The sequence below is a fragment of the Acinetobacter sp. CIP 101934 genome (assembly GCF_000369585.1).
GTDB classification, from domain to species: Bacteria; Pseudomonadota; Gammaproteobacteria; order Pseudomonadales; family Moraxellaceae; genus Acinetobacter; species Acinetobacter schindleri.
Genome location: NZ_KB850094.1, coordinates 1,949,914 through 1,973,461, shown reverse-complemented (window position 1 = coordinate 1,973,461; position 23,548 = coordinate 1,949,914). Strand labels below are relative to the sequence as shown.

Below are 23,548 nucleotides of genomic sequence, written 5' to 3'. Positions count from 1 at the left end.
ATTTATATAATTTCCTCCAAGGTATACTTAAGCAATAAAAAAAGAGACCATTTGAGTCTCTTTTTTTAATCAGGTTTAAGCAGAATATTTACTCTTCATCATCATACTGCGCATAGAACTCAGGAGAGAGGTTACTAAAGCGCGTGTATTGACCTTCAAAAGCCAGACGCACAGTACCAATTGGACCATTACGCTGTTTACCGATAATAATTTCGGCAGTCCCGGCTTCTTTAGATTCCTTGTTATAGACTTCATCACGGTAGATAAACATGATCAAATCGGCATCCTGCTCGATCGCACCAGATTCACGCAAGTCAGACATGACTGGACGTTTGTTTGGACGGTTTTCCAGAGAGCGGTTCAACTGCGATAAGGCAATGACAGGGCACTGCATTTCTTTAGCGAGCGCTTTTAAGCTACGAGAAATTTCCGAAATCTCGCCGACACGGTTATCACCCATGCCAGGCACTTTCATGAGCTGCAAGTAATCGACCATGATACAGCCGAGCTTACCGCCATGCATTTTGGCAATGCGACGCGCACGCGCACGAACTTCCGTTGGTGGCAGAGCAGAGGAGTCATCGATATACAGGTTCTTTTCTTGCAAATGCACAATGGTGCTGGTGACTTTAGACCATTCATCACTGTCCATTTTACCGGCACGTAAATGACCCTGATGCACACGACCAAAGGATGAAATCAAACGCATGGCAATCGAGTCGGCTGGCATCTCCATCGAGTAAACCAGAGCAGGCAGGTTATTGTTAAACAGTACACTTTCGACCAGATTCATGGCAAAGGTGGTTTTACCCATCGATGGACGGGCTGCGACAATAATCAGGTCACCAGATTGCATGCCGGAAGTTTTGTTGTCGAGTTCGACGAAGCCGGTGGTGAGACCGGTAATCGAACCTTCCATTTGTGAAAGTTCATTCAATTTATCAAAGACATCTGCAACAACGGTATTGATTGCCTTCGGCCCTTGTGCCTTGGCATTATTATTATGTTGCTCGGCAATCGAAAAAATATTGGTTTCTGCCAGATCCAGAATTTCACTGACGCTACGACCTTTGGTATCATAGGCATTTTGCAGGATTTCAGAACTGACTTTAATCATGCTACGTAGAGTCGAGAATTCCTTGATCTTGTTGGCGTAGGTTTCCAGGTTGTAGAAACTTGATGGCGAGTCAGCCATGAGCTGCATCAGGTATTCTTCACCACCGATGGCATCCAGCAGATTCTGTTTAATCAGCCAGTCATGCACCAGTACGGCATCGTAAGGAGAGTTGTCCTTGGACAGCTGATCAATCGCACGGAAGATGTATTTATGGCGGGTTGCATAAAAATCGTTCTCAGTAAGCACATCACCGACTTGTTCAAAAGATTCGGCAACCGTCATTAAGGCAGCAAGTACAGCTTGTTCAATCGCTAAATTGTGCGGAGGTGTGCGAAACTCCTTGAGCTGAGTATCAGCAACAATTTCTGGTTTAGCGCTGTTCTGCTTAGTGCTGGCATTCGCCTGTGACATATAAAGCCCTGAATTTTAATACAATGGTTTAAATATTCTCGGAGATGGATAGCAACTATCAACTACGAAGTGAAATAATACGCGTTCCGTTAAAAAATGCGAAGTGTATTTTTAAAATTACGCGAATAATAAAATGAAAGTGAGATATACCATATCTTCGAATTATTTTAGATAAAAAAAGAGCATGCCAAAGCATGCTCTTTTTCTTGGTGAGAAATTACTCAGCTACGATAGTAACTAGAACTTCTGCAACAACATCATGGTGCAATTGGATTGCGATGTTGAATTCACCAGTGTTACGAAGTGCGCCATTTGGAAGACGTACTTCTGCACGGTCAACTGTAAGACCAGCATTTGTCAACGCGTCAGCGATATCACGAGTACCGATAGAACCGAACAGTTTACCTTCATCACCAGCTTTCGCAGTGATTACGATATTTACTTCGTTCAATTGGTCAGCACGTGCTTGAGCAGCAGCTAAAATATCAGCTTCAGCTTTCTCAAGTTCAGCACGACGAGCTTCAAAAGCCGCAGTGTTTGACTCAGTAGCAGCAACTGCCATACCTTGTGGGATCAAGAAGTTACGGCCGTAACCAGCTTTAACTGAAACTTTATCACCAAGTTTACCAAGGTTTTTAATGCGTTGTAATAAGATAATATCCACAGCTCAACCTCACTTATGATTGTCAGTGTAAGGGATCAAAGACAAGTAGCGAGCTTGTTTAATAGCAAGCGCTAATTGACGTTGGTAACGAGCTTTAGTACCTGTAATACGGCTAGGAACAATCTTGCCGTTTTCAGTGATGTACTGTTTTAAAGTGTCGATATCTTTGTAGTCGATGTACGTAACGTTCTCAGCTGTAAAGCGGCAGAACTTGCGACGACGGTAAAAACGTGCCATGTTAGGTTCTCCTTATGCTTCAGCAGAGTCTTGAGCGTGTTGTGCTTCTTCACGTTGAGCTTTACGCGCGCGTTTTTCTTCAGCACTCTTAGCCAATAGTGACTCTTCAGTGATAGCGTTTTCACGACGGATGATAAGGCTACGAATGATTGCGTCGTTATAACGGAATAATTCTTCAAGCTCATCAAGAGTAGTTTGACCACACTCAACATTCATAAGAATGTAGTGAGCTTTGTGGATCTTGTTGATTGGGTAAGCCAATTGACGACGGCCCCAGTCTTCAAGACGGTGGATTTGACCTTCAGCTTCTTTGATGTGAGTTAGGTAACGTTCTACCATACCCACAACTTGATCGCTTTGGTCTGGATGTACCAATAGTACGATTTCGTAGTGACGCATTGTCAGCTCCTTACGGTTTAAACAGCCCCAATTTTTAAGTCAATTGAAGCAAGGAGTCACAACCAAGGTTGTGTCGCAATATTTGCGAAGCGTGAAGTTTAGTGGGTTTTGGGGAGAAATACAACCAGATTGGCAAGAATTGCATAATTAAACAGCGGTTTTGTACGGGCTGGAATGAGTAGCACAGAAAAGAGAAGAGAAAATTGACTGAGATTAATTAATTGGTGATTTAATGATGGTTGGTAATGAGATAATTCTAATCTCGCCATCTCGCCATCTCGCCATCTCGCCATCTCGCCATCTCGCCATCTCGCCATAATGAGTATCTTTTTACTCAAGTAGAATTCTTATTTTATGCGTTAAATGCACTTTAGAAAGATTGAAGTGTATTTTTGCAGTTGGTTTCAGAAAGACAGGATTTTAAAAGGCAAGAGTAGAAGTATTTAAAAGAGAGTCGAGGGAAATAACAGGCTTAAATAAAAAAAGATAGAGTAAAACTCTATCTTTTAAAAAATGATGTATGGCATTTGGGGAGCAGTCGATGTAAAGCAGAACAGAATACTGATCACAGTAATCAGCTTCACAGAATACATAAAATACTGCTTGGCCCACGCCTCATCATCTTTAGCCTTAAAGCCCTGAATACTTAAATAAATCCAGTACAAGGTTAAGATGTTCAACACCGCCATATAGAGCCAGTTGGCATAGCCAAAGAAAAACAGGCCATTCATGACAACCCCAAACAGAATCACATAAATCAGCGATTCGACCTTGGTGCGGTGAATTGAACGTGCTACAGGTAGAATAGGAATACCTGCATTTTTGTAATCTTGAAAACGGTAAACTGCAATTCCCCACGAGTGAGGCATTTGCCAGAAGGCATACCCAACGAAGATCAGCAGGGCACCTAAGTCAAACTGATTTGCAACTGCGGTATAACCAATCACAGGCGGAGCTGCGCCGGAAATACTGCCTACCAGAGTCTGGTGAATAGTTGTTCGTTTTGTCCATAAGCTGTAAAAACCAACGTATACGACAAAACCAATAACTGCGAATAGGAAAGCGTATGCATTTACCCAAAACCAGAGAACACTAAAACCGACCAGGCCTAATACAAAAGCAAAGGCAAGTGCGACAGGTTCAGAAATGGTTTTTTTAACAAGAGCACGATTTTGTGTGCGCTGCATTTTCTGGTCGATGTCCTGGTCAATTACATTATTGACCACACATCCTGATGCTACAACGAATGTAGTACCAAAAAGGGTAAGGAGCAGGAGAAGGAAATCTACAGAACCTTGAGCGGCTACAAAGTAGCCGCCCAAAGTGGTAACAAAGTTACCAAAGAGAATTCCTGGCTTAGTCAGGAATAAATACTTTTTCAGCATGACAACCAGTTTAGATCATCATGTTGTAGTGAAGGTAGTTCATGATCCATACAGAACCTACTAAAAGAATAGCAATGGTTAAGATGGTATACACAAATGCAATTACGTTCCAGCGTTGCTCTGAAGAAGAGTTCATGTGCAGGAAGTAAATCAGCTGTACAAGAATCTGAGCAACCGCAGTGATCGCGATGACAGTAATCAAGATACCACGGCCAAAACCGCCCGCCATAACCATACCGAATGGAATTACAGTAAGGATAACAGACAGGATGAAGCCGATAGTGTATTGCTTCACGTTACCGTGTGATTCGCCAGCAGCGTTATGATCATGACTCATTACAGAACTCCCATCAAGTAAACTACGCTGAATACACAGATCCATACGATGTCAAGGAAGTGCCAGAACAAGCTTAGGCAAGCTAGACGACGCGTGTTTGCAAGAGTCAAACCATATTTCTTGATTTGAATCATAAGCACGATCATCCAGACCAGACCAGAAGTTACGTGAATACCGTGCGTACCTACCAAAGTAAAGAACGCAGATAAGAACGCACTTGTGCTTGGACCGTGACCCGCATGAACTAAGTGATTGAACTCATATAGTTCCATGCCGATAAAGATAGCACCGAATACCCAAGTAATCGCTAACCAAGTCAGTACTTTTGCAACGTCTTTTTTGTATGCAGCAAGAACTGCAAAACCAAAGGTTACAGAAGAGATCAGAAGGGCGAAGGTTTCAGTAAGAACGAAACCTAAAGAATCGCCAAACAGATCTTTCGCACTTGGAGTGCCCACAGGAATGTGGCTACTCAAAACAGCGAATGCAATGAAGAGTGTACCGAAAAGGACAAGGTCACTCATCAAGTAAGTCCAGAAACCAAAGACAGTGATGTCAGTATCATCGTGATGATGATGCTCATCGTGTCCGTGGTTGTCGTGATGAAGTACTTCAGCCATGGTCTTAGTCCTTCTTCAAGTGTTTTTCAAGGATCGCATAGCGTTCACTTTCGATACGCTCAACTTCAGCAGCTGGGACATAGTAATCCACTTTCTTGGTGAAAGAAGAAACGATGAAGCTGATGATAGATGCAACGAAAGTAACAACTACTAACCACCAGATGTGCCAGATTAACGCGAAGCCCATAACAGTGATGAACATGGCGATAACGAAACCAGCAGCACGGTTAGTCGGCATATGGATGTCTTCGTACTTGGTTGGTTTTGCGTATGCAACACCATTCTCTTTGTCAGTCCAGAAAGTATCAATACCATTGATCTTTGGAAGGTAAGCAAAGTTATAGAATGGAGATGGAGACGAAGTAGCCCACTCAAGTGTACGACCATCCCAGATATCGCCTGTATAGTCCATATTTTGTTCGCGTTGCAAGAAACCAACAACGATCTGCATAACGAAGCAGGCAATACCTAGTGCAATAAGAATCGCACCGAACATCGCGATATTTACATATGGGTCCCATTCTGGGTTGTCAAATGTATTCAGACGACGAGTCATACCCATGAAACCAAGGATATAAAGTGGCATGAATGCAAAGTAGAAACCGAAGAACCAGAACCAGAACGCTGCTTTACCCCAAGTTTCATTTAGCTTCCAACCAAACATTTTTGGCCAGTAGTAAATGATACCTGCGAACATTGCGAATACTACACCGCCAATAATTACGTTATGGAAGTGAGCAATCAGGAATAAAGAGTTATGTACCAGGAAGTCCGCTGGTGGAACTGCCATCAATACACCTGTTAAACCACCGATACCGAAAGTCACAAGGAAGCCAAGTGTCCATAGCATTGGAGTGGTGTAAGTGATGCGGCCCTTGTACATGGTGAACAACCAAGAGAAGATTTTTACACCAGTCGGGATCGCAATAATCATGGTCATGATACCGAAGAACGCGTTAACGTTGGCACCAGCACCCATTGTAAAGAAGTGGTGAACCCAAACAACCAGTGAAAGAACACCAATTGCTACAGTTGCGTACACCATAGATTTGTAGCCGAACAATGCTTTGCGTGAGAACACTGAAGTTACTTCTGAGTAAATACCAAAAGCTGGTAATACCAAGATATAAACTTCTGGGTGACCCCAAGTCCAAATCAAGTTCACGTACAACATTGGGCTACCACCCATGTCATTTGTGAAGAAGTGGAAGCCGAAGTAACGGTCAAGAGACAGCATTGCAAGTGTTGCAGTTAACACCGGGAAGGTTGCAACGATTAATACAACTGTTACAAGCGAAGTCCAAGTGAAAATCGGCATATCCATCATCTTCATGCCAGGCGCACGCATTTTGATGATGGTAACAAAGAAGTTAACACCAGTAAGAAGCGTACCTAGACCTGAAACCTGAAGTGCCCAGATATAGTAGTCAACACCAACACCTGGAGAATATTCAATGCCTGATAGTGGAGGGTATGCCATCCAACCAGTTGCAGCGAACTCCCCAAGAGCCAGAGACACCATCATCAGACCCGCAGCACCAGCAAATAGCCAAAAGCTTAGAGAGTTCAATAATGGGAAGGCAACGTCACGTGCACCGATTTGAAGCGGTACAGCTACGTTCATTAAGCCAACTACAAGACCCATTGCTACGAAGAAGATCATGATCACGCCGTGCGCGGTAAAGATCTGGTCATAGTGTTCTGGGTGCAAGTAACCTTCACCACCACCTTTTGCAAGGAACTGCTGAAGACGCATCATGATCGCATCGGCGAAACCACGCACAAGCATGATAATCGACACGAAGATATACATGATACCGATTTTTTTATGGTCTACAGATGTGAACCATTCGTTCCACAGGTAGCCCCATTTTTTGAAGTAGGTGATACCAGCAACAACTGCGATACCGCCTAAGATCATCATTGCAACAGTAACCAATACGATTGGATCGTAAGGAATTGCATCTGGACCTAACTTACCTAATAAGTTCATGTCTTATTCCCCTTGAGAAGCAGTCGCATGTGCATCAGCTACATGTGCTTCAGAAGCAGCAGCTTCTTCGTGCGCAACACCGTGCTCTGCAGCAGGAGCTGAGTGGTCAGCACCATGGTAGTTGCTCATGTAGTGATTAATCACAGATTCAAACAAACCTTGCTCTACAGAAGAGTAATAAGTCACTGGATGTGGCTTAGTTGGGTAAGGCTTCATAGCTTCAGCAGCAGCCTTCTCTTCAGGAGTATTTGCTTTTGCGATCAGCGCTTCAATCTGGTGTTTACCACGGTTGCCGTCACGCAGAGATGCGAATTCAGCCTGGTCTAATACAGATTTCTGAACAGCTTCTGGATTTACTGAAGTACCATTACCTGCTTGAACAGCAGAAACCCATTCAGCAAACTGAGCGTCAGTCACAGAGTGAGCGCGGAAGCGCATTTGTGAGAAGCCATAACCAGAATAGTTAGCAGAGAAACCGCGGTAGCCTTCAGCTGGGCTAGTTTCGTCTGCCAACAGGTTCAGGTGAGTTTGCATGCCCGCCATTGCATAGATCTGACCACTTAACGCCGGGATGAAGAAAGAGTTCATCGTGAAGTTAGACGTAATACGAAGGCTAACCGGAGTTTTTTCTGGGAAGCGCATTTCGTTAACAGTGGCAATACCTTGCTCAGGATAGATAAAGATCCATTTGAACTGTTCAGCAATAACTTGAACGGTTAATGGAGCCTTGTCAGATTCAAGCGGACGGTATGGGTCGTACTTGTGGGAACCCCACCAAGTTAACCAGGCAAGAATAGCAATAATAATAACTGGGATACCCCAAACTACAATTTCAATTGCAGTAGAGTGTGCCCAAGTAGGTTTATAGTCTGCGTCTTTATTCGATGCGCGATATTTCCAACCGAACCATAATGCCATGATTGCTGATGGAATAACCACCAGAAGCATTAAGTAAATCGCAGTCATCATCAGGCTACTTTGGCCTGCTGCAACTGGACCTTTAGAGTTCAGAAGTACTAAATCACCACCACACCCTGTTAAAAGTGCGGACATCGCAGATAAAGACAATACAGCTAAAATCGTTTGTCTCATTTTACAACCTCGGTGAAGAGTCCCATTCCCTAAATTAATATGGGATAGCGATTAAAGTGTCGCATGATTAAAAAGATTCATTTGTTAACAAAAAATCTTCCTAATCATGAGACACCGCTACGTTGTAGGGCATTATGCCTGATTACAACAAACTAAGCTATATATAAAGAGGCTTTAAATGACTGTAATAAAAACCGATTTTACTGCTCGGGATTGTCGAATATTTATAGTAATTTTATTTTAATTTCAAAGTTATGAGCGAAAAAAGGGATGCAGAGCATCCCTTTAAAGAGAACTTAATTTTATTGCTTGATCACCTTGGTTTTCGCCAGTTTATCGTGCAAAGTCTGACGGTTTTTGCCCAAACCGAAAATCCAGTCCACAAGCGAGAACAATGGAATAAAATAAATTGTAGGCAAAATGAACACGATACTGCGCAAAGTAAAGGCACGCATGAGTGAAGTTTGAGTACCAGTTTCCGCGTCTACAATCTTAATTTTAGTCAGTTTTTTACCAATGCTTTGACCAGATTTTGCAATCAGGTAACCTTGGATAACCAGCATGATCAGCAGATATAAACCTGCTGCTGTCCAAGCCTGAGTAGAGAACATATCCAGCATTTGAGACTGCAATTCCAGCACGCGGTTCTGATCCGCACTGCCACCCATAGCTTGCGTCATGATCTGCTCATTTAGCTGAGTAAAACGCAGTTTTTCTTCAGCTGTGAAGAAGGCAGTCAAAATGAAAGTTGCTGGAATCCAGAGCAGCAGATCGACGAACTTGGCAAAAATACGCGCAGGAATACTCGCCAGTTCAAATGTATTCGCTTTTGGTGCAGGACGTGCATAAGTATTGGTTTGTGCTGCAGGCTGCTCAAATAGTGCTGCTGGCTCGGCAACTGGTGCAGGTGGAATATAACCTTCAGGTTCATAAACGAATTTACCCTGCGTGAGCTCACCCAAAGCTTTCCATTCGGTCATGCCTTGGTGCCAGGCCAAATCAGTCAATAATACCTGCTGGCTTGCAAGCATCTGATTTAGCTGTTCAAGCGTATATGGTCCAGCTTGTTGATTGTTTCGTGCCAGGTAAATCTGCATAAAGACTGAATCTCAAAATGTACGTTGAAAAGGTTTAGCTTCGATTTTATTGAATTATAGCCATAACACAAACAAAATCTTAAGCCAAACATGCGCATATGTCGGACATTTTTAGGTGAAGTACAACCAAAACAACACAAAATAAAACGAATTTGATTTAGGAAACTAAAAAATCCAAAATTTTTAGCCATCTACATAAAATAAAGTATCCAAGATTGGTGGTTTAAAAACTGTAATTTTAATGTAATGACGAAAGATTTTTTGCTGATAAATATCAAAGGAATGATTAGTTAACTCTAATATCTTAAATTCATATAAAATTTATTACTGAAATAAAAAAAGACCCTCATTTGAGGGTCTTTTTTTATTTACTGAATTTCCGCTTATTTAGCTTCTTGATCAGCAAGGAAGAACCAGGTATCCAATACTGAGTCTGGATTCAAAGATACAGATTCAATACCTTGTTCCATTAACCATTTTGCAAGATCTGGGTGATCTGAAGGACCTTGACCACAGATACCTACATATTTACCTGCTTTACGGCAAGCTTGGATCGCCATAGAAAGAAGGACTTTTACAGCAGCGTCACGTTCATCGAACAGGTGAGATACGATACCAGAATCACGGTCTAGACCTAGTGTTAACTGAGTCAAGTCGTTAGAACCGATAGAGAAGCCATCGAAGTGTTCAAGGAATTGATCAGCTAACAGCGCGTTAGTTGGCAATTCACACATCATGATAACTTTTAGACCATTTTCACCACGTTTCAGGCCATTTAATGCCAGTAGCTCAATGACACGTTTCGCCTCGTTTACAGTACGTACAAAAGGAATCATGATTTGTACATTAGTCAAGCCCATTTCATCACGAACTTTTTTCAATGCACGGCATTCAAGTTCGAAGCAGTCACGAAAGTTGTCAGAAACGTAGCGGCTTGCACCACGGAAGCCCAGCATCGGGTTTTCTTCTTCTGGTTCATACAACTTGCCACCAATCAGGTTCGCATATTCGTTTGACTTGAAGTCAGACATACGTACGATCACTGGCTTGTCAGCGAATGCAGCAGCAAGGGTAGAAATACCTTCAACCAGTTTTTCCACATAGAACTCGATTGGAGATGCATAACCTGCAGTACGCGCCATCACAGCAGCACGCGTTTCACGAGGCAGGCTGTCAATGTTCAGCAATGCTTTAGGATGTACACCGATCATGCGGTTAATGATGAACTCAAGACGAGCAAGACCAATACCTTCGTTCGGAATTTGTGCGAAGTCAAATGCACGATCCGGGTTACCTACGTTCATCATGACTTTGAATGGAAGTTCAGGCATAGATTCGATTGAGTTCGTTTGAACTTCAAAATCAAGCGCGCCTTCGTAGATGAAACCAGTATCACCTTCAGCACAAGATACAGTCACTTCCTGACCGTCCACCAGTACTTCAGTTGCATTACCACAACCAACGATTGCTGGAACACCCAGTTCACGTGCAATGATTGCAGCGTGACAAGTACGACCACCACGATTGGTTACAATTGCAGCAGCACGTTTCATCACTGGTTCCCAGTCCGGGTCAGTCATGTCAGATACAAGTACGTCACCGTCTTGTACTTTGTCCATTTCTTTAATAGACGTTACGATGCGGACTTTACCAGAACCGATACGTTGACCGATTGAACGGCCTTCACATACTACCGTACCTTTCTGTTTCAACAGGTAACGTTCCATTGTGCCAACGTTTTCACGGCTTTTTACAGTTTCAGGACGCGCCTGAACGATGTACAGTTTGCCGTCATCACCGTCTTTTGCCCATTCGATGTCCATTGGCGCACCGTAGTGTTTTTCAATGATCAGTGCTTGTTTAGCTAGTTCTTGAAGTTCCTGGTCATTTAAAGCGAACTGTTGACGTTCAGCTTTTTCAACATCTACTACAACTACTGATTTACCAGCAGCGCCTTCTTCACCATAAATCATTTTCTGGTGTTTAGAACCAAGATTACGACGAAGGATCGCGTGCTTACCAGCATTTAGAAGTGGTTTAGAGATATAGAATTCGTCAGGGTTAACTGCGCCCTGTACAACCATTTCACCCAGACCGTAAGAAGCGGTGATGAATACTGCATCACGGAAGCCTGATTCAGTATCCAGTGTGAACATTACACCAGCTGCGCCAGTTTCAGAGCGAACCATACGTTGTACGCCAGCAGAAAGGGCAACCACGTCATGGGCAAAGTTTTGGTGTACACGGTAAGAGATTGCGCGGTCATTGTATAAAGATGCGAAAACTTCTTTGATCGCGATCAATACATTGTCGATGCCACGGATGTTCAAGAAAGTTTCTTGCTGACCAGCAAAAGACGCGTCTGGTAAATCTTCTGCAGTTGCAGATGAACGAACGGCAACCGCGATGTCAGGGTTGCCGTTAGAAAGTGCGTCAAATGCTGCACGAACTTCTTGTTCTAATGCTGCAGTAAGCGGAGTCTCTACAATCCATTGGCGAATTTTAGCGCCAGTTTCAGCAAGAGCGTTTACATCATCAACGTTTAGGCTAGCAAGCTCTGCATTGATTTTAGCGTTTAGGCCGCTTTGCTCGAGAAATTCACGATATGCACCAGCAGTTGTTGCAAAACCGCCTGGTACAGATACGCCAGCGTTTGCTAGGTGGCTGATCATTTCGCCCAAAGATGAGTTTTTCCCACCAACAAGCTCAACATCGTGTTTCCCTAATTTTTCCAGACCAATTACGCGCGCTTCCAAAGTTGTTACTCCACTTTTGCAGTATTAATCATTATCTTGGCATGAGAGTATAGCAAATCACCTAGGTGGATGATTTTACTAAGCGACAGTCATGTAAGATCGGTTTACTATAAAGATTATATAGTACGAAGACAAATGTTTGAGGAGAATTTTAATGTCGGAAGGTAAACAGATAAAGCGTAGTGTTTTCTTCATTTCTGATGGTACTGCGATCACCGCAGAGACGCTGGGACACTCACTTTTGGCACAGTTCCCTCATGTCGATTTTGATATACATATCATTCCCTATATAAGCTCCGAAGAAGCTGCGACCAATGTCGTTGCCGAGATCAATGCACGTGCCCACGAGGAAGGACAGAAACCACTGGTTTTTGATACTTTGGTGGACCCATATGTGCGTGATATTATTAATACGGCTAATGCAGTAAATCTTGATGTATTTGAAGGGCTTATTAGTAAACTATCCGAAGAGCTAGGTACAGATCCAACGACGCTGGTAGGACAAACTCATGCGGTAACCGACTCTGCTTCCTATAAAGCGCGTATTGATGCTGTACATTTTGCTCTGGATAATGATGATGGCGCGCGTACTCGTCATTATGACAAGGCCGATCTGATCCTGATTGGGGTATCACGTTCTGGTAAAACACCGACTTCGATTTATCTTTCTCTACAGTTTGGAATTCGTGTTGCAAACTACCCACTGACTGAAGAAGATCTGGATGATAACCGTCTGCCAGCCGTGCTGCGCCCGCATAAAAACAAGCTTTTCGGCCTTATGATTGATGCTGATCGCCTTGTGGCAATCCGTACTGAACGTAAGGCAAATAGCCGTTATGCCAGCTTTAGTCAGTGCCAGATGGAACTGCGTGCGATTGAAGGAATTTACATTTCAGAGGGTATTAAATATCTGAATGTTTCCGAGATGTCGATTGAAGAAATCTCGACGCGTGTACTGCAAATGACCGGTTTAAAACGTCGTATTGGATAAAGTCCTAGTTCATGGAGTCAAAGCTGGTTTTTGACTCCATTGGTTATCAAAATTTATATATTAAAATAATTAATGATAGGAATTAACGATGATAAGATAGTTGATATCAATCGGTACTATTTCGCTACGAAATACCTCATAGAAAAAATATAGACGTATTTTGATGCTAAAATTGTATAAAAATCGATCAATAAAATTTAGGGCTTTATTCTTTTTTAGTATTTTTTATGGAATATATATCAGAAAAAAATAAATAGATTTTTATTTAAAGGTTTGAATAATGACCTCAACCGGATAATTTTCACCATGTATGCAATGAATTGCATGATCAGAAATTTTCAAAATTGGCCAAGTAATAAGCTGGCAGTTTTCACGTTGCAGGGCGATATAGAAGCTATCTGACTTAAAGTAATGACGATTAGAGGCTGCCAGATTAGGCATGAGCTGGCGTCTTAACCAGGGATTTTTGACCTGCTGTTCTAAAAAGCGTAAAGACAATAACCCTTTAATCCGGTTACTAATGAGATTTTTATTTTTGCTGATTAGCGGATGATTCAATACGCGTTGAAGCGTGCGGCTGGTACTCGGCATCACAAATTGCGGTTCAATCTGAAAGACTTTAACAGATGCCGCTTGCTGGCAAATGCGGTCAAGATGACTCACACTAAACTGGTCAAGCCCAATTACTGCCACATTTAAATCCTGAAAATCCATATCTTTAAGGGCGGCAGAATCGACTTTAGTCCCATTAAAGCTTGTAAAGTGCTCAGGGTTGTTTTGAAAAATACCGGCACCTGTATCCTGCTTAACGCCCATATTGATATCCTGTAATTATTTAATTTTTATTCTGTTGTGATAGATATAGACAATATCGGCAGGGGCGTAAAGTCACTTTCATGGAATCTCGAGTCATCAATAATTCGACATTTTAACATCCACTTCAGTTATGGATTTTCGGAATTATATTGATGTAATTTTTCTTGAGCTTTTTAAAGGTTGTGTTCATACAGTTTAATATCGTAAGTAATAGCGCCAATAATTAAAGTGTCCAACCTGCTGCAACAAAGGTTGCAGTCGGTTTGTTAATATAATGATTGATGTTTTTATCCTGAACGTATAATTGTTAGTTTTTTTATTTGAATGCAGATTGCATTTAATAAAGCAATGGATTACCTCCTAAAAAGAAACCGCTGACTGGCAGCGGTTTATTGAAAGATATTTATAAAAGGGAAATTTTATAAGCCCTGCTTAGCCTGCATTAACAAATCGAAGTTATATAGACGTTTTTCAGTGTCATAGATATCACAAGTAAAAATAAATTCATCTACATCATATTTGGCTAAAAGTGCTTCCAGTCCTGCCTTGACTGTTTCCTTGGAACCGACCTGTGCCATGGCAAAGAAATTATCAACGGACATTTTTTCAGGTGGTGACCAGAGTCCTTCCATTGAATCAATAGGTGCTTTCAGTTTCAGGCTTTGACCACGAATCAGGGAAAGTACACGCTGGTAGGCGCTGGTTGCCAGATATTGAGCTTCTTCATCCGTATCTGCGACACAGGTCGGTACGCCCATAGAAACATAAGGACGATCCAGGTATTCAGACGGTTCAAAGTTTTCACGATATAACTGAATAGCCTGGCCCAGCATACGTGGGGCAAAATGCGAAGCAAAGGAATACGGCAGGCCAAGTTTCGCTGCCAACTGAGCACTAAACAGGCTAGAACCAAGCAGCCAAACCGGAACATGAGTACTTTGACCCGGAGTAGCTACAATGCGTTGGCCCGGAATCGGATCTTTAAAGTACTGCAAAATTTCTAGTACATCTTGAGGGAACTGATCTTCAGTTTCCTGACGACCGCGACGCAAAGCACGCATGGTCATCTGATCGGTGCCGGGTGCACGTCCCAGACCAAGTTCAACACGCTCAGGATATAAAGTCGCTAAAGTACCAAACTGCTCAGCTACGACTAAAGGTGCATGATTCGGCAACATAATGCCACCTGAGCCTAAAGTTAAGGTTTTAGTATTTGCCAGTAAATAGCCAAGCAGGACAGCGGTTGCTGAACTGGCAATACCATCCATATTATGATGCTCAGCTAACCACATGCGGCGGTAACCCAGCTTTTCTGCGGTTTGTGCCAGTTCCAGAGCATGTTGCAGGGAGAATTGAATGGTTTTATCGTCACGAACAGGAACCAGTTCAAGAATGGAGAACTGAGTATCGTTAAGCGTACGCATAATATTACTCTTTATTTGACATGACTAAGAGCATACGATGTTCAACCGGATTTGTATATCGAAAAAAAACGATATAAGTGTAAACGAAATGTATAGGCAAAAAAATAAGCATCCGAAGATGCTCAAAAGAGGGAAGGTTGTAAAAGAGATTAAGCTTTGTATTGAACGCTTAACGACGGCCACGGTTGTTATAGCGATAGTCGTTATAACGGTAATTACGTGAGGAATTATAACGGCGGTCATAACGGTCATCATAACGACGGTCTTCACTTACTTTCTTGCCAAGTGCAGAACCACCCGCAGAACCCAATGCTGCACCAATCAGGCCACCATTGTTACCACCCATATTTTTACCTACGGCATAACCTGCACCGCCACCCAGTGCGCCACCAATAATGGCACCGTTACGGTCACGTTTATTCGCTGAAATGGCTGCACCTGCACCACCACCGATTGCAGAACCGATTGTTGCGCCAGTTGTACCACCAACTCTATTACCTACTGCAGCACCAACTACGCCACCAAGTGCAGAAGCAAGAGCAGTATTCGTTGTATTACCCGCATTCGCTGTTGTCATACCCATGCCCATAGCTGAGGTAGCAACAACCGCGATCATTAGAGATTTGTAGTTCATGAGTACACCTTTTATATATATGGCTGTATTTGTCTATGAGTTAAATTTAATCTAGCAAGAGCGAAACAGCATGGAGAGTCTGTAGATGAAATGTGTTTTTTATCTCCTTAATTTATTCATAATTAATAAACAATATTTTTCACGTATTACAAGCAGTTAGATTCATTTATGAGCAATTAAAAAAGCACCCGAAGGTGCTTTTTATATCAAATGTAAGATGCAATTGAGAGCCTATAAAGGCTGAATTAACGGTAGCGCTTTTTCCAATGTTTCGCACGTTTTTCAGCTCGACGGTCTGCTGTTTTGTCTTTGGCAATTTTATTACCTAAAGCTGCACCACCTGCTGCCCCTAACGCAGAACCAATGTAACCACCGTTGGAGCCACCCATGCTTTTACCTACGGTATAACCAGCACCGCCACCTAAAGCACCACCAATGGCAGACTCAGTACGGTTTTTCTTGTTACTTGCTACAGCTGCACCACCAGCACCGCCAAGAGCTGCACCAATTGTTGCACCTGTGTTGCCCCCCATGTTTTTACCCAAAGCTGTACCAGCCACACTACCTAATGCACTTGCAGCAGCAACACGAGCAGTGCTGTCGGCATGAGCATTAACGGTCATCATTGACCCTGCGGCTAAAACGGTACTTAATAAAACTGCGCTCAGTTTCATGCTGGAACTCCATATCCGTGATCGGATTATATTGTGTATCGATGGCGGAAAATGTAACAAAAAATCGTCATTACATTGTGAAGAAAGATCTCCATATTTAGATGCTTTATTTGCGAGTTTGTAAAATAAGTAAAGAATGCGGATTAAATTGATTAAAAAAGAGGCGTTAGGTTGATTTTAATCGTATGGAAGTTAATTATCTGGATGCTTTAGCCGCAGAAAGCTTGTACTGAATAAAGATGTTCTTTATGCCTGAGAATCGTTAAACTAGGCGCAATTTTTGATTTCGCTGTGCTAAGACCTTTATTTAGCTATAGCCTTAGTTTGAGATACTTTAAAAAATGAAAGAATCGTTACGTTTACGATTAGACCAGCTCTCCGACCGTCACGAAGAACTCACTGCCTTATTAGCAGATGCGGAAGTCATTTCAGATAATAAACGCTTTCGCCAGCTTTCCCGCGAGCACAATGATCTGACCGAAATTACTGAAGTATGGACCAAATATAAACAGGCTGAAGAAGATATCGAGACTGCTCAAGCCATGCTGAGCGATCCTGACTTTAAAGAAATGGCTCAGGAAGAGATCAAGGAAAATAAAGCCCTGATCGAAAAGCTGGAAGCAGATCTGAACATTTTGATGATTCCGAAAGATCCGAATGATGCGAACTCGGCTTATTTGGAAATTCGTGCAGGAACCGGTGGTGACGAAGCAGCGATCTTCTCGGGTGACTTGTTCCGTATGTATAGTAAATATGCAGAGAGTCAGGGCTGGCGTATCGAAATCCTGTCCGAAAATGAAGGTGAACACGGCGGTTATAAAGAAGTGATCTGCCTGGTCAATGGTGAAGGTGTCTATGGTCGTCTGAAATTCGAAAGTGGCGCACACCGTGTACAACGTGTCCCAGCAACAGAATCCCAAGGCCGTGTACATACTTCAGCATGTACAGTCGCGATTCTTCCTGAGGTTGATGTGGATACTTCAGTTGACATTAACCCGTCAGATTTGCGTATTGATACTTATCGTGCATCAGGTGCCGGTGGTCAGCACATTAACAAAACCGACTCTGCAGTACGTATTACCCACATTCCAACGGGGACTGTGGTGGAATGTCAGGATGAGCGCTCACAGCACAAGAACAAGGCTAAAGCGATGGCGCTTCTGGTGTCACGTCTGGAAAATGCCAAACGTTCAGCTGCAGATGCGGCAACGTCGGAAATGCGCCGTGACCTGGTGGGTTCGGGTGACCGTTCAGAACGTATCCGGACTTATAACTATCCACAGGGTCGTATGACTGATCATCGTATTAACTTGACTTTATATAAACTGGATGCGGTGATGGAAGGTGATTTGACCGAACTGTTAGATAGCCTGCACCGTGAATATCAGGCGGATCAGCTTGCCATGCTCGCACAGCAGAATGGTGGATAATGAATATTTTACAAGCGCTGGCTTTGCGTGGTGAACCAGAGAGCTATGAACGTCAGGAAAATGCCTGGTTGCTGGAACACATTACCAAGATTGATTCTTTTGATTTGGTGATGAAAAAGGATCAGGAACTGACGTCTGAACAGGAACAGGCTTATGTTGATGCTCTGGCGCGTATTGCTGCAGGTGAGCCATTAGCTTATGTGACTGGTTCACAACCGTTCTGGACACTGGATCTAAAAGTCACCAAAGACACGTTGGTGCCACGTCCCGATACAGAAGTACTGGTTGAAACTGTACTTAAGCTGGACTTGCCTGAAGATGCCCGTGTGGTCGATCTGGGGACAGGTACTGGCGCGATTGCCTTATCCTTGGCTTCGGAACGTCCAGCGTGGTCTGTGACTGCAACGGATATTTATGAACCGACTTTAGAGGTGGCCAAGTTTAATGCTGAACAGCATGACTTGTTGCAGGTACAGTTCGTATTGGGTTCATGGTTCAAACCATTGGGGCGTCAGTTCTTTGATGTGATTGTTTCCAATCCACCGTATATTGATGCAGCCGATGAGCATATGCATGATCTGGCGACTGAACCAAAACGTGCTTTAGTAGCAGACAATAACGGTTTGGCTGATTTAGAGCAGATCATCGCTCAAGGCAAAAAACACCTGACTGTGAATGGTTGGGTAGTGCTTGAACATGGTTATGATCAGGGGGATGCAGTCCGTCATCTATTTACCCAGGCTGGTTATAAACAGGTGCGTACTGTTAAAGATTATGGCGGTAATGACCGAGTGACCTTGGCTCAGTGGCCACATTGATTTCCCAAATCTTATTTTTAATAAAAAAGCGACCCTCAAGGTCGCTTTTTTAGTTTCAGGATTTTTTGATGACATCGCGCCAGCGCAGCAGACGATGTTCAAACAACTTCATAATACTGTCAGTAATCTTACCCAACACTGCCAGTAGAATAATGGCAATAATTACAATATCCGGTCGAGAGGTCTCCCGGCCATCACTGAGTAAATAGCCAATTCCTTGAGTCGCTGCAATCAGTTCTGCTGCAATCATAAACATCCAGGACAAGCTTAAGCTGTTTCTTAAACCTGTGAGAATTCCCGGTGATGCCGCAGGTAACACAATCTGATGAATCTGTTGCCAATATTTCAGCCGGTAGACTCTGGCCACTTCAATCAGCTTGCGATCCACGCCCTGAATGGCAGCAACGGTATTGGTATAAGTAGGGAAGAAGGCACCAATTGCAATCAAGGTAATCTTGGAGCCTTCATCAATGCCTAACCATAGTAACAAAAGTGGAATCCAGGCCAAACTCGGAATAGATTTGATTGCAGAAAATGTTGGTTCCAGGAAGTCTTCGGCATGACGATTTAACCCGACTAAGATCGCAAAAACTAAGCCCAAGCCACTCCCAATGCCAAAGCCTAAAAAGACACGCCAGCTACTTGCCCAGAGATGCTGCCATAGATCACCTTCAGCCAGTTCGGTCAGCGACTGCCATAAACTGCTGGGTGCAGGCAGTAAATAAGGCTCAATTACACCATTGCGAACCAGAATTTCACATAACAAGATCAGGATCACCGGAATGGTGGTCCCTTTCAGCAGACGAATACCACGGGGAAGGGCAACAGATTTAGGTTGATCTGCCTTCACAAGTTGTTCGGAGATAGTGTTTGGTGCAGACATTACTTCTTAACAACCTTTTGCGCATATTTGCTATCAAAGAGCTGAGTTACGACCTGATTGACATTGGTGCCTTTACGTACCAAATCTTCTTCAGTCAGAATAGAACCTGCTTTTTGTAATGCAGCAATATGTTTTGCTGTTGGAATGTTTTGATCCAGATTGGTACGGCTTAGCTGTAATTTCGCCACTTCAATTGGCAGTTTGGCTTCACGAGCTAACAGTTCAGCCAGCTTATCCGGATTGGCTTTGGCCCATTTACGTGCCTGTTCATAGACTTTAATGACTGCATCAACGGCTTCAGGACTTTGCTTGGCGAAGTTTTCTTTAATACTGAGTACACTATATGAGTTAAAGCCGACATTGCGATACAGCAATTTCGCACCCGACTGCACCTGCGCAGAAGCCATCAGCGGATCAAGACCCGCCCAAGCATCGACCTGTTTACGCTCTAAAGCTATTTTTCCATCTGGGTGTTGCAGGTGTACCAGCTCAACATCACGTTTACCTAAGCCGACGGTATCTAAAGCCTGTAGCGTAAACAGGAATGGATCGGTGCCTTTGGTGGCAGCAATTTTCTTGCCTTTTAAATCCTTGAGAGATTTGATATTGGAATCTTTGTTAATGACCAGCGCGGTCCATTCAGGCTGGCTTTGAACATAAACCGTTTTAATTGGGCTGCCATTGGCACGACTAAGTACTGCCGCTAAACCTGCGGTTGAAGCAAAATCTGTACTACCACTGTTCAGATATTCAAGCGAGCGATTACTGCCTTGGCTAAATACCCATTTAATTTTGGTTTTAGGCAGTGCTTTTTCCAGTAGTTTTTGCTCCTTAACCACCAAGCTGGTAGGCGCATAATAAGCATAATCCAGTTTTAATTCGCTTGGAATTGCCGCGACTGTCAACCCGCTCACTAGAGAGATAGAAATAGTAATTAAGCCTAATTTTGTTGTTGCTAAAGTTTTTTTCATGAGGAGCTCTAATTTATTTAGGAAATTTTCGACATAAATAGCGGTAAATGAATAAACAGACAAAAAAGAAAAACAGATAATCAAATCAACAAATAAAATATAAAGGTGTGAATTTTAATAAGTTATTGTTTATAATTAATTTAATTGTAATGAAGGTGATTTTTCTAGACTTAGCTGAAATTTCTACAAGATTATGGCTGGATTTGATAAGCAAATATTTTTAAATCTCATTGCATTGATTCTGCACAGGATAAACCTCTATAAAAAAGCGACCCTCAAGGTCGCTTTTTTATTTATATTTTTACATTGGATAATCTTGTAGACAGTCAGAAACTTCAACCTGATCCAGTGTATTGGTTTCCATTGCCAGACATAGGGTTACCACTTTCAATGTGTCTGCAATGAACTGCTCATCTTTCAGTGCAATCCCTTGTTTCAGGCTTTCAATACGTTCAGCAGAGATTTCAAGTGCCGCCGCTGCGTCAAGAACATCAATACGATTGAGGAAAGTCACCACTGCATCTTTCAAAGCTGAATCAGATGCGTTCAAAATCCCTTGATTGAGCTGTTCAGAAAGAAGGTCCGCAGAATGAAATAAAGCATTAGAGAAGTTTTGAACCAGGTTTTGGCCAAGAACATCAGTCATGTTTAACATAAGAGTACCTTAAGTAGGGAGAGGAATGAGCAACTAAATAGATGCATCAAATTGTGTGAAAAATAATCTAAATTAACGATAAATACAAAGGTATTGGGATGACCGTAGAGTCTCATTTTATTTGATGATATAGCTTGAAAACCAGATGTTCTGCAAAATTAAAAACTTAAATAGAAAAAGCTGATATTAATTGTTTTTAAGTCTAATAGAATATATTTAATTGATAATTAAACTGCTGCGGTCATAGTTTGATTTGCTTCCTATTTGGGCAAAGATTAGTCTAAGAAAAATTCAAAATGACATGGATGAGCTATGAATATTCAAAATAAAGTCTTTGTAGTGACGGGTGGAGCTTCAGGACTCGGTGCCGAAACATCACGCTATCTGGTGGAGCAGGGCGCTCAAGTCGTACTGGTCGATATGAATCTTGAACTTGGGCAGAGTCTCGCACAAGAACTTGGGGAACAGGCGCAATTCCAGCAATTAGATGTGACTGATGAAACAGCTGCCAGTGAATTTTTTAAGATATTAGAACAGACGCATGGGCAACTCAATGGATTGGTAAACTGCGCCGGTATTGCGCCGTCTGCTAAAGTACTTGGTCGTGATGGATTTCATGACTTGGCGATGTTCCAGCGTGTGCTGAATATCAATGTCACGGGCACCTTTAATATGCTGCGCTATGCTGCTGAGCTAATTTCGAAATATGAATTAAAACAGGGCGAAGAGGAACGTGGTGTGATCATCAATACCGCCTCTGTAGCTGCATTCGATGGACAGATTGGACAGGCTGCTTATTCCGCATCTAAAGGGGCAGTAGTTGCCATGACTTTACCACTGGCACGTGAACTCGCTAAAAATTCGATTCGTGTCATGACGATTGCTCCGGGAATTATGGAAACACCGATGCTGAAAGGTTTACCGCAGAATGTACAGGATTCTCTTGGGCAGATGGTACCGTTTCCTCCACGTTTAGCTAAGCCATCTGAGTATGCAAAATTAGTTGGACATATTCTTGAAAACACTTATCTGAATGGTGAAGTCATTCGTTTAGATGGAGCAATCCGGATGGCAGCAAAATAGTCTAAGCTATATTAATTCCTTAAGTTACCGTTTAATGCTGATCCTAAAATAAGTGTAATGGATTAAAAGGAATTCAACTTTTTTCGAAATGTGAGCTTCTAATAAACTAAAAATATACTTTCACCATGCAAAAATTTAGCCTCTTAGATAAGAGGCTAAATAATAAATAAATTTGCTTTAATTTTTATAATTGTACTTTTGCATGATCAGTATCTGGCTCTTCAGGCTTGCCAGTAATATTGCCTTTTAAGACTTTCAGTAGATGAGTAACTTTATTGTCCTTCACATTCCAGTACTCTGCGCTGACTGCTTTGGCAATAAGCACACGTACACTCGGATCATCCTTGCCTTCGAACCAGTTTTCTGCCCAAGGGTTCCATAATTCTTCAATCAGGATACGGTCGGTACTGATTTCGCCATGAGCACTGATAGAGACATAGATATCATCTGATGGTTTGGCAAAGGATAAACCAAGATGCTGACGACCTGCATTAATTGCTTGGACAATATCATTGGTGTCTTTCATGATGAAATACAGATTCTGACTTTCATGCATTTTTTCTGAATTAAGCATAGTCATTGGCTGGGAGTGAATTTCTTGAGTTTCAGCTTGATGGCTGATCATAGTGAAACGTACATCTTTGATGAGTTCCCATAATTTTTCACGGTCATTGTGTTCTGAATATTGTTCTGTCATATGCTGCTCCATATTCTTGTTAAAGGTTAAATTTGGATAACGTTAAGCAGCTTAATCATATTTATAGCAGGATGCTGTAACTCTCACTGAACTCGTACATTTACATACTTAAATTGAGAAGAGCACTACACGAATTACCATTAAACAGGTTTCAGTTACAGCACAGTAAAAATTATCCGATAAATTTTTTAGATAGAAGCTAATAAGAGATTTGGAGCAAGCAAGGTCTAAAAATAATGATAAATTCTGCAACCTCATTGTAATTTAAATTAATTAGTTAATTTTGATATTGCATTGTAATTACAAATAATGGACGTTTTTGAGTGTTTCAAAATAAATACCTGATTTTATATTTTTCAAAAAG

The 23,548-nt window shown here is 42.3% G+C and carries 23 protein-coding genes; 4 read left to right on the top strand and 19 right to left on the bottom strand.

Annotated features, from left to right (window positions below):
• Positions 1-88: 88 nt before the first annotated feature.
• From dnaB to ppsA, 11 genes are all read right to left on the bottom strand, one after another.
• Positions 89-1,528, bottom strand: a complete 1,440-nt coding sequence (dnaB, locus tag F899_RS09700) for a replicative DNA helicase (RefSeq protein ID WP_005222435.1) — start codon at positions 1,526-1,528, stop codon at positions 89-91.
• A gap of 217 nt (positions 1,529-1,745) precedes the next feature.
• Positions 1,746-2,192, bottom strand: a complete 447-nt coding sequence (rplI, locus tag F899_RS09695; protein WP_004815692.1) for a 50S ribosomal protein L9 — start codon at positions 2,190-2,192, stop codon at positions 1,746-1,748.
• A gap of 9 nt (positions 2,193-2,201) precedes the next feature.
• Positions 2,202-2,429, bottom strand: a complete 228-nt coding sequence (gene rpsR / locus F899_RS09690) for a 30S ribosomal protein S18 (protein ID WP_004278792.1) — start codon at positions 2,427-2,429, stop codon at positions 2,202-2,204.
• Positions 2,430-2,441: 12 nt separating this feature from the next.
• Positions 2,442-2,828: a 30S ribosomal protein S6 gene (gene rpsF, locus F899_RS09685; protein ID WP_004278789.1), complete on the bottom strand. Its 387-nt coding sequence runs from the start codon at positions 2,826-2,828 to the stop codon at positions 2,442-2,444.
• Between the two features lie 506 nt (positions 2,829-3,334).
• Positions 3,335-4,213, bottom strand: coding sequence for a heme o synthase (cyoE, locus tag F899_RS09680; RefSeq protein ID WP_005222432.1), 879 nt, complete (start codon positions 4,211-4,213; stop codon positions 3,335-3,337).
• A gap of 10 nt (positions 4,214-4,223) precedes the next feature.
• The gene (locus F899_RS09675; protein ID WP_004815696.1) at positions 4,224-4,550 is read right to left on the bottom strand and encodes a cytochrome o ubiquinol oxidase subunit IV; all 327 of its coding nucleotides are present in this window, start codon (positions 4,548-4,550) and stop codon (positions 4,224-4,226) included.
• Positions 4,550-5,170, bottom strand: coding sequence for a cytochrome o ubiquinol oxidase subunit III (cyoC, locus tag F899_RS09670; RefSeq protein WP_004815698.1), 621 nt, complete (start codon positions 5,168-5,170; stop codon positions 4,550-4,552). Before cyoC ends, F899_RS09675 begins: the two co-directional genes overlap by 1 nt.
• A 4-nt stretch (positions 5,171-5,174) precedes the next feature.
• The gene (gene cyoB / locus F899_RS09665) at positions 5,175-7,163 is read right to left on the bottom strand and encodes a cytochrome o ubiquinol oxidase subunit I (RefSeq protein ID WP_005222430.1); all 1,989 of its coding nucleotides are present in this window, start codon (positions 7,161-7,163) and stop codon (positions 5,175-5,177) included.
• 3 nt (positions 7,164-7,166) lie between these two features.
• Positions 7,167-8,255, bottom strand: a complete 1,089-nt coding sequence (gene cyoA / locus F899_RS09660) for a ubiquinol oxidase subunit II (RefSeq protein WP_005222428.1) — start codon at positions 8,253-8,255, stop codon at positions 7,167-7,169.
• A gap of 302 nt (positions 8,256-8,557) precedes the next feature.
• Positions 8,558-9,352 (bottom strand): RDD family protein, encoded by a 795-nt coding sequence (locus F899_RS09655; RefSeq protein ID WP_005222427.1) that lies wholly within the window; start codon positions 9,350-9,352, stop codon positions 8,558-8,560.
• 383 nt (positions 9,353-9,735) lie between these two features.
• A complete protein-coding gene (gene ppsA, locus F899_RS09650; protein ID WP_004892929.1) occupies positions 9,736-12,108 on the bottom strand; it encodes a phosphoenolpyruvate synthase in 2,373 nt (790 codons plus the stop codon).
• A gap of 154 nt (positions 12,109-12,262) precedes the next feature.
• Between ppsA and F899_RS09645 the strand changes: the two genes are divergently transcribed.
• Positions 12,263-13,099 (top strand): posphoenolpyruvate synthetase regulatory kinase/phosphorylase PpsR, encoded by an 837-nt coding sequence (locus F899_RS09645; protein ID WP_004815709.1) that lies wholly within the window; start codon positions 12,263-12,265, stop codon positions 13,097-13,099.
• Between the two features lie 261 nt (positions 13,100-13,360).
• On the opposite strand, the gene F899_RS09640 is transcribed toward F899_RS09645, so the two are convergent.
• The 4 genes from F899_RS09640 to F899_RS09625 form a co-directional block, all read right to left on the bottom strand.
• Complete coding sequence (locus F899_RS09640) at positions 13,361-13,915, bottom strand: NAD(P)/FAD-dependent oxidoreductase (RefSeq protein ID WP_005222425.1); 555 nt, start codon at positions 13,913-13,915, stop codon at positions 13,361-13,363.
• 419 nt (positions 13,916-14,334) lie between these two features.
• Positions 14,335-15,339 carry an LLM class flavin-dependent oxidoreductase gene (locus tag F899_RS09635; protein WP_005222423.1) on the bottom strand — a complete coding sequence of 335 codons (1,005 nt, stop codon included), beginning with the start codon at positions 15,337-15,339 and terminating at the stop codon, positions 14,335-14,337.
• A gap of 169 nt (positions 15,340-15,508) precedes the next feature.
• Positions 15,509-15,973: a glycine zipper domain-containing protein gene (locus tag F899_RS09630; RefSeq protein WP_005222421.1), complete on the bottom strand. Its 465-nt coding sequence runs from the start codon at positions 15,971-15,973 to the stop codon at positions 15,509-15,511.
• A 245-nt stretch (positions 15,974-16,218) separates the two neighbouring features.
• Positions 16,219-16,647: a glycine zipper domain-containing protein gene (locus F899_RS09625; protein ID WP_005222420.1), complete on the bottom strand. Its 429-nt coding sequence runs from the start codon at positions 16,645-16,647 to the stop codon at positions 16,219-16,221.
• A gap of 341 nt (positions 16,648-16,988) precedes the next feature.
• Between F899_RS09625 and prfA the strand changes: the two genes are divergently transcribed.
• Both prfA and prmC read left to right on the top strand, forming a co-directional pair.
• On the top strand, positions 16,989-18,077 hold the full coding sequence (gene prfA, locus F899_RS09620) for a peptide chain release factor 1 (protein WP_005222418.1): 1,089 nt from the start codon (positions 16,989-16,991) through the stop codon (positions 18,075-18,077).
• Positions 18,077-18,895, top strand: a complete 819-nt coding sequence (gene prmC / locus F899_RS09615) for a peptide chain release factor N(5)-glutamine methyltransferase (protein ID WP_005222416.1) — start codon at positions 18,077-18,079, stop codon at positions 18,893-18,895. The genes prfA and prmC overlap by 1 nt, the downstream gene beginning before the upstream one ends.
• 55 nt (positions 18,896-18,950) lie before the next feature.
• On the opposite strand, the gene F899_RS09610 is transcribed toward prmC, so the two are convergent.
• The 3 genes from F899_RS09610 to F899_RS09600 form a co-directional block, all read right to left on the bottom strand.
• Positions 18,951-19,778: an ABC transporter permease gene (locus F899_RS09610; protein ID WP_004892943.1), complete on the bottom strand. Its 828-nt coding sequence runs from the start codon at positions 19,776-19,778 to the stop codon at positions 18,951-18,953.
• Positions 19,778-20,749 (bottom strand): aliphatic sulfonate ABC transporter substrate-binding protein, encoded by a 972-nt coding sequence (locus F899_RS09605; RefSeq protein WP_005222414.1) that lies wholly within the window; start codon positions 20,747-20,749, stop codon positions 19,778-19,780. Before F899_RS09605 ends, F899_RS09610 begins: the two co-directional genes overlap by 1 nt.
• A gap of 301 nt (positions 20,750-21,050) precedes the next feature.
• Positions 21,051-21,404 carry a hypothetical protein gene (locus F899_RS09600; RefSeq protein ID WP_004815725.1) on the bottom strand — a complete coding sequence of 118 codons (354 nt, stop codon included), beginning with the start codon at positions 21,402-21,404 and terminating at the stop codon, positions 21,051-21,053.
• Between the two features lie 312 nt (positions 21,405-21,716).
• Here F899_RS09600 and F899_RS09595 point away from each other — a divergent pair, with 312 nt between their 5' ends.
• Positions 21,717-22,487 (top strand): 3-hydroxyacyl-CoA dehydrogenase, encoded by a 771-nt coding sequence (locus F899_RS09595; RefSeq protein ID WP_005222411.1) that lies wholly within the window; start codon positions 21,717-21,719, stop codon positions 22,485-22,487.
• Positions 22,488-22,671: 184 nt separating this feature from the next.
• Here the strand turns inward: F899_RS09595 and F899_RS09590 are convergent, their stop codons facing one another.
• Entirely contained in the window at positions 22,672-23,184 is a 513-nt protein-coding gene (locus F899_RS09590; RefSeq protein ID WP_004815728.1) for a pyridoxamine 5'-phosphate oxidase family protein, read from the bottom strand.
• Between the last annotated feature and the right edge of the window lie 364 nt (positions 23,185-23,548).

Coding starts and splice junctions, on each gene's coding strand:
- dnaB (WP_005222435.1), bottom strand. CDS start 1,528: ATGTCACAGGCGAATGCCAGCACTAAGCAGAACAGCGCTAAACCAGAA.
- rpsR (WP_004278792.1), bottom strand. CDS start 2,429: ATGGCACGTTTTTACCGTCGTCGCAAGTTCTGCCGCTTTACAGCTGAG.
- rpsF (WP_004278789.1), bottom strand. CDS start 2,828: ATGCGTCACTACGAAATCGTACTATTGGTACATCCAGACCAAAGCGAT.
- cyoE (WP_005222432.1), bottom strand. CDS start 4,213: ATGCTGAAAAAGTATTTATTCCTGACTAAGCCAGGAATTCTCTTTGGT.
- F899_RS09675 (WP_004815696.1), bottom strand. CDS start 4,550: ATGAGTCATGATCATAACGCTGCTGGCGAATCACACGGTAACGTGAAG.
- cyoC (WP_004815698.1), bottom strand. CDS start 5,170: ATGGCTGAAGTACTTCATCACGACAACCACGGACACGATGAGCATCAT.
- cyoB (WP_005222430.1), bottom strand. CDS start 7,163: ATGAACTTATTAGGTAAGTTAGGTCCAGATGCAATTCCTTACGATCCA.
- cyoA (WP_005222428.1), bottom strand. CDS start 8,255: ATGAGACAAACGATTTTAGCTGTATTGTCTTTATCTGCGATGTCCGCA.
- F899_RS09655 (WP_005222427.1), bottom strand. CDS start 9,352: ATGCAGATTTACCTGGCACGAAACAATCAACAAGCTGGACCATATACG.
- F899_RS09645 (WP_004815709.1), top strand. CDS start 12,263: ATGTCGGAAGGTAAACAGATAAAGCGTAGTGTTTTCTTCATTTCTGAT.
- F899_RS09640 (WP_005222425.1), bottom strand. CDS start 13,915: ATGGGCGTTAAGCAGGATACAGGTGCCGGTATTTTTCAAAACAACCCT.
- F899_RS09635 (WP_005222423.1), bottom strand. CDS start 15,339: ATGCGTACGCTTAACGATACTCAGTTCTCCATTCTTGAACTGGTTCCT.
- F899_RS09630 (WP_005222421.1), bottom strand. CDS start 15,973: ATGAACTACAAATCTCTAATGATCGCGGTTGTTGCTACCTCAGCTATG.
- F899_RS09625 (WP_005222420.1), bottom strand. CDS start 16,647: ATGAAACTGAGCGCAGTTTTATTAAGTACCGTTTTAGCCGCAGGGTCA.
- prfA (WP_005222418.1), top strand. CDS start 16,989: ATGAAAGAATCGTTACGTTTACGATTAGACCAGCTCTCCGACCGTCAC.
- prmC (WP_005222416.1), top strand. CDS start 18,077: ATGAATATTTTACAAGCGCTGGCTTTGCGTGGTGAACCAGAGAGCTAT.
- F899_RS09610 (WP_004892943.1), bottom strand. CDS start 19,778: ATGTCTGCACCAAACACTATCTCCGAACAACTTGTGAAGGCAGATCAA.
- F899_RS09605 (WP_005222414.1), bottom strand. CDS start 20,749: ATGAAAAAAACTTTAGCAACAACAAAATTAGGCTTAATTACTATTTCT.
- F899_RS09600 (WP_004815725.1), bottom strand. CDS start 21,404: ATGTTAAACATGACTGATGTTCTTGGCCAAAACCTGGTTCAAAACTTC.
- F899_RS09595 (WP_005222411.1), top strand. CDS start 21,717: ATGAATATTCAAAATAAAGTCTTTGTAGTGACGGGTGGAGCTTCAGGA.
- F899_RS09590 (WP_004815728.1), bottom strand. CDS start 23,184: ATGACAGAACAATATTCAGAACACAATGACCGTGAAAAATTATGGGAA.